The following is a 13,520-nucleotide window of genomic DNA, read 5'->3' as shown; positions in this document are numbered from 1 at the left end:
GTTATAGTTGATTATGGGACACATATAAATTTAAAAAGACACATTTTTTTGTTTTTTTTAATTAATTTCGTGTTTCCTAGGGATGATTTCTCTCCCACGCTGCTTTTTCGACACTTCGAAAGAATAAAGGTACAGAAGGAATTGCATGTTTTTATTATTTAATTTTTTTTTTAAAATGGCAATTTTAGACCAATTAACTTCGCAACAAGCGATAGATTTAGAAAACAAATATGGTGCGCACAATTACCATCCATTACCTGTTGTATTAAATAGGGGAGAAGGTGTGTATGTATGGGATGTAGAAGGGAAAAAGTATTACGATTTTTTATCGGCTTATTCTGCAGTAAATCAAGGGCATTCTCACCCCAAAATAGTTAATGCTATGGTGCAACAAGCCCAAAAATTAGCATTAACGTCTAGAGCATTTCATAATGATGTGCTTGGTCGATATGAGAAATTTGCTTGCGAATTTTTTGGGTTCGATAAGCTTTTACCAATGAATACAGGTGCTGAAGCTGTAGAAACAGCTTTAAAGCTTTGTAGAAAGTGGGCTTATGAAGTTAAAGGTATTGATGAAAATAAAGCAGAAATTATTGTTTGTGAAAATAATTTTCACGGTAGAACAACAACTATTATTTCATTTTCAAATGATCCTGTAGCACGTAAAAATTTTGGGCCTTATACAAACGGATTTATCAAAATAGAATATAATAACATTGAGGCTTTAGAAGACGTATTAAAGTCTAATCCTAACGTGGCAGGTTTCCTTGTAGAACCCATACAAGGTGAAGCCGGGGTTTATGTGCCTAGTGATGATTATTTAATAAAAGCTAAAGCACTTTGCGAAAAATACAACGTATTATTTATTGCAGATGAAGTACAAACAGGAATTGCGAGAACAGGACGTTTATTGGCAACTTGTGGCAACTGTACTTGTGAAAATAAAAATTGTTCGGATACTCCAGATGTAAAACCAGATGTTTTAATTCTTGGAAAAGCAATTAGTGGAGGCGTATATCCTGTGTCTGCAGTTTTAGCAAATAATAATGTAATGGATGTTATTAAGCCAGGTAATCACGGTAGTACTTTTGGAGGAAATCCAGTTGCAGCAGCAGTAGCTATGGCAGCATTAGAAGTTATTAGAGATGAAAACCTTGCGGAAAATGCATTTAAGCTTGGCGAGCTGTTTAGAAGCGAATTAAATAAATATATAACAACTAGTAATATTGTAAACCTAGTTAGAGGTAAAGGGTTACTTAACGCTATTTTGATAAATGATAGCGAAGAAAGTGATACCGCTTGGAACATTTGCTTAGCATTACGCGATAACGGTTTGTTAGCAAAACCAACACATGGTAATATTATTCGTTTTGCACCGCCTTTAGTAATGACAGAAGATCAACTATTAGATTGTGTAGGCATCATAATTAAAACACTAAAACAATTTGAAAAATAAATAATTAAAAAATGGAACAAAAATCAGCTTTTGAAAGTTTCGAATTAGAAGTAGGCGACGAAATTAAAGGATTATTAAAAGAGACCTCTTCTTGGACTTATTTTTTATCAATATTAGGTTTTATAGGTATTGGTTTTATGGTGGTTTTTGGATTGTTTTTTGGAGTGATTATGAGCGCTACTGGTGCCATGGGTGCTGCTAATCCTTATGATAGCTTAGGATTTTCAATGGGTTACTTAGGGCTAATATATGTCGTTTTGGGATTGGTTTACTTTTTTCCAATTCTTTATTTGTTTAATTTTTCAAGAAAAATGAAAAGTGCTTTAAGTACTTCTAATAATGATAGTTTTAAATCGGCTTTTACGAATTTAAAATCGCATTATAAATTTATGGGGATTTTTACTATAGCAATAATTTCAATTTATATATTAGTTTTTATTGGAGCTTTTGCTAGTGCTGCATTTATGTAGAAAAAGAGATTTGCAAATTATATAATAAAAAAAGCGACCAAATGGTCGCTTTTTTTTATTGAGTACATATAAATTATTGGTTTTGATATTGCTCCATCATTTCTTGAGATTGTCTTATCATCTCATCCCAACCAATTGTTGAAATTTGATAAATAGTATAAATAAGATATAAGATATTTATAACTAATATAACCAAAGCAACTGTTTTTGCCGTATCCATAGCTTTTACACTAGATGCGTCAAAATTTTCAGGGTTTAGTTTTGCTTCTTTTAGTTTACTTGTTGCAATAAAGAATGCAATACCTGCTAATATAAAGCCAAAACCGCCCATACAGCAGCATAAAAGACCTATAATAGCTAAAACGTAAACAATTGTTGGGTTGAGTTTTTGTTGTTCCATCTGTGATTTTTAATTGGTTATTTTAATAATATAACTTATTATAATTGTTGCTACCGTTATAATAGACAGAGCTCCAATTATTTTGTTTGAATGTTTAAATTTAAAGAAAATATTTATTCCAATGAATAAAAATAAAGTAATTAAGCTATAAATGGCTGGGTATATTTGAAACGCTGCAACAAATTCACCTTGAAATATCAATGCAATTGAACGCTGTATACCACACCCCATACATTCAACTCCAAGAATTTTTTTATTTAAACAAGGGAGCATGTATTCTTCCATAGTGTATTATAACAATAAAATATATAGCTAAAATACTAAAAGTCCATTAAGAAAATTGAAGGATTATTTTAATTTCTGTTAGAAACGATCACTTTTTTATTAAAAACCTGATTATCATCCAAGTCTATTTTAACAACATAAACACCATCACTTAAAGATTTTGTTGAAAACGAATAAGTTTCATTGTTTGATGCCATGAATTGATTCATAACTTGTTTGCCAGCAACATCAAATAAACTAAATGATTTAATATTTAAGCGATTAGGGTTAACGAGTATTAATTCAGAAATTGTATTGTTTTGAAATATTTTAAAATCGTTAAAGGTATCTACCGGAGTACTTAAAACACTACTTTCTTTGAACGTGATTTCAAAACGGTCGTTATAAACACCAGCATTTAAAGTAATATTAAATGTGTTGTTTATAATATCGGTATAGGTGTTGGTTTCATTATCAAAAATATAGATGTTAACATCTTCTGCTACTTCTCGTAAGGTGTTTATTTTTATGCTAAAATCTGTATTATCAGTTGATGCTTTTAGACCTAAACGTAATCTGGTATTGTCATTGTAATTAATAGATTTAATAACAAGTTCTTTATCACTAGAGATTAAATAAGCATCTGCAGCTAATTCACTTGTATTTTGACCATCAAAAAACTTATTGTAAACATGGTTATCTGGCGTGCCTGCTCTAAAAGCAATTACATTTTCTTTATAAAACGTATTATTTATATGAGTATGAATTCTAATTTCTGGAATACTAGTTTTGTTTTCAATAATAGTTTTATAATCTACACCATTATGAGATTTAGCTGTAGCTTTACTTTTTTGTTTTGATTTTTTTTCTCCTTTTGCAAAAATAGCACCGTCTGTTGCATCTTCAGGCACATATACTAATCTCATAGAATTATCAAATGTAGCATCTCCACCTCCTGAAATAAGATCACTTTGTATTATAAAACCTTGTCCTACTGCTGCAAAACGTCTTGAGTTGTTAGCGCTAAAATCAGTAGTGTTTCCTGTAGTTGTAGTATTAGTGCTTCCATCTCCATTATAGTTTTCAAATGCAGCCGAAGCATATGTTCCGTTATCTGTTGTTATGTTTGTTAAATCACCAGGTGTATAGACACCATAACCGCCTTCATAATCTGCCAGATAGTGAGAGTTTTTTACTTTTTGTTCCCAAAAGAATATTTCTCCACTTAATCGAGATTGATTAGTTGCAGAATTAACAAAAAATAGTTTTAAATCTAATGTTGAAGGATATGGGTTTCCTGTTAAAGTTACCGCAGTATCTGGAACTCCAGATGTAGGTTGGCCATCGGTTCCATCAAAAAGGCAACTTACAGTTATAGTGCCATTATTTGGCCTGCCTCTAAAATCTAAAACATTATTAGGGTTTGGGCTCCCTTTTAAAGTGAAACCATAGCCTGTTTCGGCATCTCCCGTATTGAAAATTTGTTTCCAACTCCAATAACCTTCTCCGTTGCGTAACGTATATAACCAGTAATTTGAAAGTTCTGTAGCTGTGCCCTCATAAGCTGGTGTGAATAGATAAGCAGAAGAGGTAACGTTTTCTAAATCTGTATCATCAGCTGGATCGTGAATATTGGATCCATTAAAATTTACATTGGCTTTTGTAATACCATCAATTGAAACACCAACTGGAGAACAAAAGTAATTATACTCGTAAACACCAGTAGTTTGGTTTTGGTAGATTGAAAGCTCACCTAAATCTGAGTTTTTTATATCTACATTTTGAATAAGTTGCGCATCTCCTCGAAAGTAAAGATTAGAGGTTGCTGTTTCTAGTCTAATATCGTTATTAACAAATACAGGAACATCTCTCACGTACATGTAAGTATTGTCGTCAATATATAAATCCTGACCGAAAATAAAATTGCAGGTAAAAATAAATAGAAATATAATTTTTTTAAACATAGACTTTGGGGGTCGTTTATATTATACAAATATATGTTTTTTTTAAATAATCGATTTTAAGTATACATTATCAATACAATAGGTAAAGTTATTATTTTTAAAAATGGAAGCTAAAATGTGTTTTTTAGTGTAATTTGCAAGCCTTATTATAACATATTTTTACATGAAATATTTAAACTATATTTTAATTATTATTGGCGCTTTTGTTGCGATGTATGCAAAAACAGGTACAGACCAAAATCAATATATTCTAATTGGAGGAATTGTTGTACTTATGATTGGTGTTTATAGGGTTTCTAGAAATATACCTAGTAGAAATAATGATGAGGATGATAATAAACCTGAATTAGATTAGATATGGCGTTTAAGTTAGGTGATTATGTTTTGGTGTTAGATGAAGATTTATCTGGTGTTGTTACCAAGGTAAAGGGAGATACCATTTTTATTGAAACAGAAGATGGTTTTTTGTTAGACTTTCAAGTAAATGAATTGGTTTTAAAGGATAAAAAAGAATCTATAGCATCAGAGATATTTTTAAATTCAAGCATTGCTGATGTAGTTTCAGAGAAAGAAATTCCTAAACGAAAAAATCAGCCAAAAATAAGAGCTAAAGATAGATATGAACCTACTATGGAAGTAGATTTGCATATTCATCAATTAGTGAAGTCTTCAAGAGGGATGTCTAACCATGACATGCTAACGCTGCAATTAGATACTGCTAGACACAAACTAGAATTTGCCATAAAAAAACGCATTCAAAAAATTGTGTTTATTCACGGTGTTGGAGAAGGTGTATTAAAAATGGAATTAGATTACCTGTTTGGACGCTATAACAATATAAAGTTTTACGATGCTAATTACCAAAAATATGGTTTAGGAGCAACCGAGGTTTATATTTACCAGAATGTCTCTAAAGATTAAGGGAAATCTGGCGTTACTACTCTAGAATCTGTTGTATCGTTATCATCTAGAACACCAAAATCATAAGTGTCTAAAGAAATTAAATCCAAATCAACATCGTAGATAATAAGCGTTATGTTATAGGTTTGAACTATAGTGTGTTCTCTATATGCAGTAGCTCTTGGAGCATCTAAATTAGCAATTTCGCCGTTTAAATAATCGGCTATTCCACCACCCGTAGAAAAATCATTTGCTGGGTTTTGATCCTGGCTATCTATTTCTTCATCTCTAGTGTCAAGGCCATCACCATCATCATCGGCATCTAAATAATCTGGAATGCCGTCTGAATCAGTATCAAGAGCATCGCTTAAATCACCATCATCATTTGGATCTGGGTCTTCGTTTTTGGTTAACACATTATCACCATCATCATCTGCGTCAATATAATCTGGTATACCATCGCCATCTGTATCTTGCGCATCACTATAATCGCCATCGCCATTTGGGTCCTGATTTTCTAGTTCTGCAGAAATGCCATCTGCATCATCTTCAGTTAAAATAGTTGTTAAAACAGCAGTTCCACTAGTAACTTCGGTATCTTGAGTTATACTTATTTCAGAGTTTGGTATTGTGTTACAGAACAAGTCGCTTGGTAACGAAGTGTTGCTATAAGTACGGTAATTAAAAGGATTTGTTGAGCTAATTGTGTATGTGTTTTCGAAAACACCAGTATCATCAACTTCAAAAATATCTTCTAAAGAAACATTATTTAATAATAGTGATAAAGATTCAGAAGGATCATCTTTAGTTTTATATAAAATCAAATCATTTGCACCTTCACAAGCTTCAAAAGAGGTGTCAAAATCTAATTCAACTGTAACAATATCACCATCATCACAAGAATTAAGTAAAAATATATTTATAAATAAAAAGAAAGAAAATAACTTACGCATTGCATTTGGGTTTTAAGCAAAAATAATAGAATTGTTATTTATAACGCTTGTTATTGATAATAATTTTATTTCAAGTATTTTTGGCACATAAAGTCCGTTAAAATATTAACCAGATTTATTATTAAAATTTAATTAAATGAAATCAGTTTATTTTGATAACGCAGCAACTACGCCAATGCGTGAAGAAGTTATTACTGCTATAACTGAGGTTATGAGGATTAATTTTGGAAACCCATCATCTTCGCATAGTTTTGGAAGATCTTCAAAAGCATTAGTAGAAAATTCAAGAAAAATGATTGCTAATAGTTTAAATGTTTCTGCTGGCGAAATTATATTTACTTCTGGAGGTACTGAGGCTGATAATTTGGTTTTAAATAGTGTTGTAAAAGATTTAGGGATTAAGCACATTATTACTTCTAAAATAGAGCATCATGCTGTTTTGCACACCGTAGAAAAATTGCGAAGTGATTTTAATATTGATGTAAGTTATGTTGATATAAAGCAAAATGGCGATATAGATTTTGAGCATTTGGAAAAATTACTTAAAAGTGATGCTAAAACACTAGTAAGCTTAATGCACGTGAATAATGAAATTGGAACTATTTTAGATATTAAGCGTGTTGCAGATATGTGTAAATTGCATAATGCATTATTCCATAGTGATGCTGTACAATCTATTGGGCACTATAAAATAGATTTACAAGATGTAAAGGTTGATTTTTTAGCAGCTTCAGCACATAAGTTTCATGGGCCAAAAGGTGTTGGTTTTGCTTTTATTAGAAAAAACTCTGGATTAAAATCGTTAATAGTTGGAGGCGAGCAGGAGCGTGGACTTCGTGCAGGCACCGAAAGTATACATAATATTGTGGGTATTGAAAAAGCCTTACAAATTGCAAATTCTAATTTAGAAAGTGAAACACATTACATAAAAGGAATAAAGCAGTATTTTATAGATAAAATAAAACAAGCTATTCCAGAAGTAAAATTTAATGGATGTTCAGATAGTTTCGAAAAAAGCACATATACACTTGTAAATGTTTGTTTACCAATCTCACCTAAAAAGGCTGCTATGCTTTTATTTCAATTAGATTTAAAAGGCATTGCATGTTCCAGAGGTAGTGCTTGCCAGAGCGGTAGTTCTAAAAAATCTCATGTATTATCAGAATTATTAAATGAAGCAGATTTAAACAAACCTTCTATCCGTTTTTCTTTTAGTACATTAAATACTAAGGAAGAGGTTGATTATGTTATTGGTGTTTTGAAAGTCTTTAATCTAGATTAACGGTGTGTTTTTGTTAAAATATGCGATAAAAATCATGTTTTTTAGATATAAGCCTTTTTTGGTAGTATTTTTTCTCTATTTTTAGCAATACAAGTCTCTCGTATTTTTTAACCAACCTGCTAGTGTCATGAGATTTATCTGTCTTTTTTTGTCGTTTTCTTTTTTATTAGCCGTACAAACCAAAGTATACTCGCAAGTTGGTATGGGAACAACAAATCCCAACCCATCTTCAATTTTAGATATTACATCTACAACTAAAGGTGTGTTGATCCCAAGAATGACAACAGCCCAAAGAAACTTGATTGGAACTCCAGCCGAAGGTTTATTAGTTTTTGACATCAATGAAGATGCTTTTTACTATTATGATACTACTGCAACTACTTGGGTGAAATTAGAAGGCTCTGTTAGCAGAGATAATTATAAATTGGTGAAGTCTGCAGCAGATTTAGCTGATGAATTAGCTGCTGGGGGAGGAACAGAATATTTGTTTACTGATAATTTTCTATATGAAATTAATGGCACAATTAATTTAGCCGTTCCAATTAATTTAAATGAAGCATATGTAGTAGGGAGAGATGCTAACGAAGATGTCTTAGTTAGTGCAGGTGGTACCATATTTTCTGGAAGTCAAGGAGGTTCAATTCAAAAGTTGACATTGTCTGCTCCAGGAGGTACTGTATTTAATCTGTCAGGTTCGGGAGCAGAAAGCTTAATTTTTAGAGATTGTATAGTTGCTGGCTCCAATAGTGTTGGTAGTATTTCAAATTTTAACTTAGTTTTTACTAGTATTGTTCAATATGTTAACAATACAAATGGTGTTGTTTATGCTGATATTAAAGAATTACTTTTAAATTCAACTGGGTGGTTTGGAAATAATAGCGGGGTTTATGAAACTTTTTCTGGTGATTTTGATATTATAACAAAGCAGGGAGGGTTTAGTAATGTTGTTGGGGCAACAGCAGCCTTAGATGTTACAGGAATTACCTCAATTAATGGAGCAGCAGGAATTCGAATTGTAGATTTTTACGGAGGTGGCAATTATATTAACGGAAACTCTCCTTATGCAGGGTATAATTTTACAAACGATTGGGATATAAATTGCCCTGGAATTTTAGTTGAAACAGATGGTGTCGCAACTGGAGATATTAATTTAAATTATCCTATTGGATCTGGCGCCGTTACTAGTTTTTCTGGAACAGGAGCAGGTAGTAGAACAAAAGTAATAGGAACTACTACATCTAATAATTTATTCAGGTTTACTAGTTCAACTGATAATAGGATTGTTTATGACGGAAAAAAAACAAGGTATTTTGGTGTTTTTGGAAGTTTGTCTTTTCAAGGAAACAACAACAATGCTATTTTTATATTTTATATAGCTAAAAATGGAGTTGTAGTACCAAATACAAGAGTCTATCGAGAAGTTGGTGGGAATAATGATGTAGGTGCGGTTTCTATAGTTGGTTCTATTCAATTAACTCAAGGGGACTATATTGAGGTTTGGGCAGAACGCTTCACTGGAAGTGGAAATTTATTAACCGTATCACTAAATGTAATTGCTGAATAAGAAAATCTACGCTTAAAACTTCATAGTTGTTCTCACATTAAAAACACGAGGCGTTAAGTAATTTGGTATAGCAATTTGACGTTTACTGCTTACATCTCTTACCCAAGTATTAGTTATTGAGTTTTGTACATCGAAAACATTGAATATTTCAAAACCAAAAGAAAGCTCTTTAAAAGGTTTTTTCCAGCCGTTATTAAAAGTCTTTTTAGAATCTACCAGTACATATTGCAAGCCAAAATCAGCACGTTTGTATGATGGTAATCTGCTTTGGAATTCATAAGGATCCGCATAACTAGGTGAGCCACCGGGCAAGCCTGTATTAAACACCATGTTTAAATACATTTTCACGTTAGGCATATTTGGCACATAATCTTGAAACAAAGCAGCGAACTTTAAACGCTGGTCTGTAGGTCTAGATATATAACCTCTATTATTTATGTTTTCTTCTGTTTTTAAATAACCAAAGCTCAACCACGATTCTGTTCCAGGAACAAACTCACCATTTAAACGCATATCTAATCCATAAGCATACGCTTTTGCACTATTATTTGCTGCATAACGAATACGAACATTTTCTAGGGTGTACGGATTAACATCAGTTAAATTTTTATAATATGCTTCTGAGGTTAACTTAAAAGGTCTGTCCCACATTTTGAAACTATAATCGTTCCCTAATACCAAATGAAATGATTTTTGAGCTTTCACATCGGGTTGGATGACGCCACTAGCATCGCGAAGTTCTCTGTAAAAAGGCGGTTGATAATATAAACCACCTGCAACTCTAAATAACATATCTTTTTCCCAATCTGGCTTTATAGCAAATTGAGCACGCGGACTAAAAACAACTTGATTTGATGTTGAAATACCATTGCCACTAACAGACCAACTGTGCGCACGAACACCAGCATTATACCAAACATCGCTAGCTCCTAAAGAACTTCGTTTACTCCATTGGCCGTAAGCTTGGAATCTATTTATTTGTGTGTTATTAGTAGCTCTAACATTTTGAAAAGGCTTTAACGGACCTGTAAACGGCTCATAAGGTTGCTCGTTTGTAGTTGTTTTAGGAGGTCTTAAAGAGAATCCAGCTGAATCAATAACTTCCCATTCTATCAAACGGTCTCTAATATCTTCATTGGTATATTTTACCGACCATTCAAATCTATGGTCATTAACCTTAAAATCGCCTTTGTGTTCTATATTTGTTATAAGAGCATCTAAATCATTTCTTCCATGATTAAGTTGGCTACCAATGCCTTCACTAAATTCAACTTCACCTAAATTTTCATCACCAATATTACTGTTAACTTCGCCTAATCTATATTGTGCTAAAATATCAAAATACTCTTCTTCGGTAGTGTGATATGTTGAAGCTATTAAATGAAGTGTTAAGTCGTCATTTGCAAAATAAGAGCCTTTAAAAGCTCCAAATAGCGTTTGGTATCTGTCTTTTTCTTGCCCATCGTAAAACACTAATAATGCTACAGGATCGGTTAAAGTGCCAAAATTAGTTTGACGCGTTTCTGGTTCAAAATTGTATTTGTTTATGGATGCACTTCCTAAAAAACTTAAATGAAATTTATTAGAAAACTTATAGGTAAAATACCCTTGAGCATCGGCAAATGTAGGTTTGAAATTGGTTTCTGTTTCTTTAGCATTAACTAATAAACTGTTATCACGATAACGGAGACCAACAATACTTGTGAATTTTGAGTCTTTACTTGCGTTTTCAACAGAAAGACTTCCGCCAAGTAAACTTAAATCGGCATTAACTTCAAATTGATAAGGTGTTTTATAAGTGATGTCTAAGACAGACGATAATTTGTCGCCATATTTAGCTTGAAAACCTCCAGCAGAAAAATCTACATTCTGTACTAAGTTTGTGTTTACAAAGCTTAAGCCCTCTTGTTGTCCAGAACGTACTAAAAACGGTCTGTATACTTCTATTCCATTTACGTAAACTAAATTCTCGTCATAATTTCCACCACGAACCGAATATTGCGTACTTAATTCGTTGTTATTGCTAACACCAGGAAGTGTTAAAAGTAAATTTTCTACACCAGCATTGGCACCTGGTATTTTTTTTACGGCTTCACGATCTAGTGTTACAACACCTTCAATATCTTTTCTTCTATTTCCTGAAACTATAACTGTCGATATTTGCTCCACAGAGCTACTCATCACAGGGTAAAACTCTAGATTTTCTCCTTTTTTTAAATTAAAAGTACTTACAACCTTTTTATAGGTTACATGAGTGAATTCTACCGTTAAATCTTTGTATGCAGGAACGGCTAAAGTATAAAAACCATTAACATTAGATATTGTCCCTATGTTACCAGATTTAATGCTTACGTTTTCAATAGGTTTATTGTTTTCATCTAAAATAACACCTTTAATTATTGCATTTTGTGCAAAACTTAGTGTTAGAATAGAAAAAAATAGGATGGTGGTTAATAGTTGTTTAGCCTTCAAAAGTGAAATAAATTTATTTTCTATAAAATAACGTTTCAAAAGTAGAATTATTTCCAACATTATCGGTAACAATTACTTTTAAATTGTTTTTGGTGTCCATTATTACACCATCATTAAAATCATACGTTAGTGTATTTTTTTTATAATCGTATTCCATTAATATCCATTTCCCGTTTATAGTTGCTCGGTAATTTGATATTCCAGAACCTACATCATTAATTTTAACTTTTAAGTACCTGTACTTGCTTAGCCATTGTTTACTCTTGAAATTTACAGCCGAAATAGTAGGTTTAATAGTGTCCATGGCAAGTGCAAATGTGCCTAGTTTTTTTGTGCTTCCAATTAAAAGCTTGTCTTTTCTTTTTGTATACGTGTAAGACGGGTATTTTTTGTACCCAATTAATTTAGCGATATAAAGTTTGTTTTTATCTTCATTTGAATACTTACTCACATCATAAGTAATGGTGAAATTCTTTTTAGCAGCTTTAATATCTTTATGAAGCTTAAGTGTATCGTTTTTTACTTCAAAATCTATATAGAAGTTTTCATAAAAGGTGTCTTTATAAAAATCGACACTTACATGTCCTGCTTTTAAATTAGTGGTTTGATCTGCATTAATATAATAAGGTGTTATTTTTTCTTCTTCGGGTTTTGAAATACTCTTTTTTGTGCCTTTTATATGGACTGTAACCCAAGATTCGTTGTTTTTAAAATCTGCAACTCTAATTTTATATACGGAGTACGTGCTGTCTTCAACCTTAATCACGCCTTCGTTTAGCGTAGATTTAAAAAGACTTAAAGGATTGTTTTTTCTGAATAACTTTTGAAGTCTTTGTTTTTTTGTTGAAAAGTGCTCATAATCAATTAGCTGATTTATATGTTTTGTCTCATCAAATGAAAAACGTTTAAAATCTATTTCAAAATTTCTACTTCCATTAATAAACGTTTGGATGTTATAGACACCATTTGAGTTTGCGGCTAAATCTTGTCTATCTATAGAGTTAATTGCGAAACCAATATTTCCAATAGCTTCAATATTTTCTGCAGTATAATCGCCGTTTTTTAGTGGTGTTAAGCGTAGTTTTTGTTTTGTGTTGGAGTTGTTAATAAAAGAATTTTTATCTAACGGGTAGGCGTATATAGATTTGATAATAGGATTTGTGGTGTCTTTAATATCTAATCCAAAAAGCATAGGGTTTATTGGGCGTTCTTGCTTATCTCTAATTTCAAAATGTAAATGTGGTCCACCAGAACCACCGGTATTGCCACTATAAGCAACTAGGTTATCTTTTAAAACAGGTAAATCTTCTGCTTTTGGAAATAATTCTATCTCATAAGATTCTTTTTCATATTGCTTCTTTTTTATAAAAGCTTCAATTTCTGGTGAGAACTTTTGAAGATGAGCATAAACTGTAGTATATCCGTTTGGATGTGTAATATATAGTGCCTTACCGTAACCGTAATGTGCAATTTTTATTCTGCTCACAAACCCGTTTGCAGAAGCTTTTACTTTTAGGCCTGTACGCTGTTGCGTTTTAATATCCATTCCAGAATGAAAATGATTAGAGCGTAACTCTGCAAATGTGCCAGATAGTATTAATGGAATTTCTAAAGGACTGCTAAAATAATCTTGAGGGTAATTATTTTGCGCACCAGAGAATAATGAAAAAACTAGAAAGAGGGACAGTATATATCGCATAAATTTGAATTGTGGCTAAATTATTAATTTGATGTGAAAACGCAAAAGATAAAACAATAATCAAGCCATGTTAGTGAAACTCTATTTTGAAAAGCC

At 32.0% G+C, this 13,520-nt stretch carries 12 protein-coding genes; 6 read left to right on the top strand and 6 right to left on the bottom strand.

The window, feature by feature from the left end:
- Positions 1–175: 175 nt before the first annotated feature.
- Complete coding sequence (gene rocD, locus SJY43_RS14260) at positions 176–1,456, top strand: ornithine--oxo-acid transaminase (protein ID WP_396601413.1); 1,281 nt, start codon at positions 176–178, stop codon at positions 1,454–1,456.
- An 11-nt stretch (positions 1,457–1,467) separates the two neighbouring features.
- Complete coding sequence (locus SJY43_RS14255; protein ID WP_396601412.1) at positions 1,468–1,926, top strand: DUF5362 family protein; 459 nt, start codon at positions 1,468–1,470, stop codon at positions 1,924–1,926.
- Positions 1,927–1,999: 73 nt separating this feature from the next.
- Here SJY43_RS14255 and SJY43_RS14250 read toward each other — a convergent pair whose 3' ends face one another.
- The 3 genes from SJY43_RS14250 to SJY43_RS14240 all read right to left on the bottom strand — a co-directional run bounded on the left by SJY43_RS14250 (position 2,000) and on the right by SJY43_RS14240 (position 4,554).
- Complete coding sequence (locus tag SJY43_RS14250) at positions 2,000–2,326, bottom strand: CCC motif membrane protein (RefSeq protein WP_396601411.1); 327 nt, start codon at positions 2,324–2,326, stop codon at positions 2,000–2,002.
- Between the two features lie 9 nt (positions 2,327–2,335).
- Positions 2,336–2,611 (bottom strand): DUF2752 domain-containing protein, encoded by a 276-nt coding sequence (locus tag SJY43_RS14245; RefSeq protein ID WP_396601410.1) that lies wholly within the window; start codon positions 2,609–2,611, stop codon positions 2,336–2,338.
- Between the two features lie 68 nt (positions 2,612–2,679).
- Positions 2,680–4,554: a T9SS type A sorting domain-containing protein gene (locus SJY43_RS14240; RefSeq protein ID WP_396601409.1), complete on the bottom strand. Its 1,875-nt coding sequence runs from the start codon at positions 4,552–4,554 to the stop codon at positions 2,680–2,682.
- A 163-nt stretch (positions 4,555–4,717) separates the two neighbouring features.
- Between SJY43_RS14240 and SJY43_RS14235 the strand changes: the two genes are divergently transcribed.
- Together SJY43_RS14235 and SJY43_RS14230 are read left to right on the top strand one after the other, a co-directional pair.
- Positions 4,718–4,909, top strand: a complete 192-nt coding sequence (locus SJY43_RS14235; RefSeq protein WP_396601408.1) for a hypothetical protein — start codon at positions 4,718–4,720, stop codon at positions 4,907–4,909.
- Between the two features lie 2 nt (positions 4,910–4,911).
- Positions 4,912–5,475 (top strand): DNA mismatch repair protein MutS, encoded by a 564-nt coding sequence (locus SJY43_RS14230; protein WP_396601407.1) that lies wholly within the window; start codon positions 4,912–4,914, stop codon positions 5,473–5,475.
- Here the strand turns inward: SJY43_RS14230 and SJY43_RS14225 are convergent.
- Positions 5,472–6,407, bottom strand: coding sequence for a hypothetical protein (locus tag SJY43_RS14225; RefSeq protein ID WP_396601406.1), 936 nt, complete (start codon positions 6,405–6,407; stop codon positions 5,472–5,474). The genes SJY43_RS14230 and SJY43_RS14225 overlap by 4 nt on opposite strands.
- A 136-nt stretch (positions 6,408–6,543) precedes the next feature.
- On the opposite strand from SJY43_RS14225, the gene SJY43_RS14220 reads away from it, so the two are divergent.
- Both SJY43_RS14220 and SJY43_RS14215 read left to right on the top strand, forming a co-directional pair.
- Positions 6,544–7,689, top strand: a complete 1,146-nt coding sequence (locus SJY43_RS14220; RefSeq protein WP_396601405.1) for a cysteine desulfurase family protein — start codon at positions 6,544–6,546, stop codon at positions 7,687–7,689.
- Positions 7,690–7,816: 127 nt separating this feature from the next.
- Positions 7,817–9,253: a hypothetical protein gene (locus SJY43_RS14215; RefSeq protein WP_396601404.1), complete on the top strand. Its 1,437-nt coding sequence runs from the start codon at positions 7,817–7,819 to the stop codon at positions 9,251–9,253.
- 12 nt (positions 9,254–9,265) lie between these two features.
- Here the strand turns inward: SJY43_RS14215 and SJY43_RS14210 are convergent, their stop codons facing one another.
- Positions 9,266–11,785 carry a carboxypeptidase-like regulatory domain-containing protein gene (locus tag SJY43_RS14210; RefSeq protein WP_396601403.1) on the bottom strand — a complete coding sequence of 840 codons (2,520 nt, stop codon included), beginning with the start codon at positions 11,783–11,785 and terminating at the stop codon, positions 9,266–9,268.
- A complete protein-coding gene (locus tag SJY43_RS14205; RefSeq protein WP_396601402.1) occupies positions 11,739–13,424 on the bottom strand; it encodes a M23 family metallopeptidase in 1,686 nt (561 codons plus the stop codon). Before SJY43_RS14205 ends, SJY43_RS14210 begins: the two co-directional genes overlap by 47 nt.
- Positions 13,425–13,520: the final 96 nt, after the last annotated feature.

This window comes from Algibacter sp. R77976 (assembly GCF_044594645.1).
Taxonomy (GTDB): Bacteria; Bacteroidota; Bacteroidia; order Flavobacteriales; family Flavobacteriaceae; genus Algibacter_B.
Note: the sequence above shows the minus strand (reverse complement) of the source record. Positions and strands in the feature narration are given on the sequence as shown.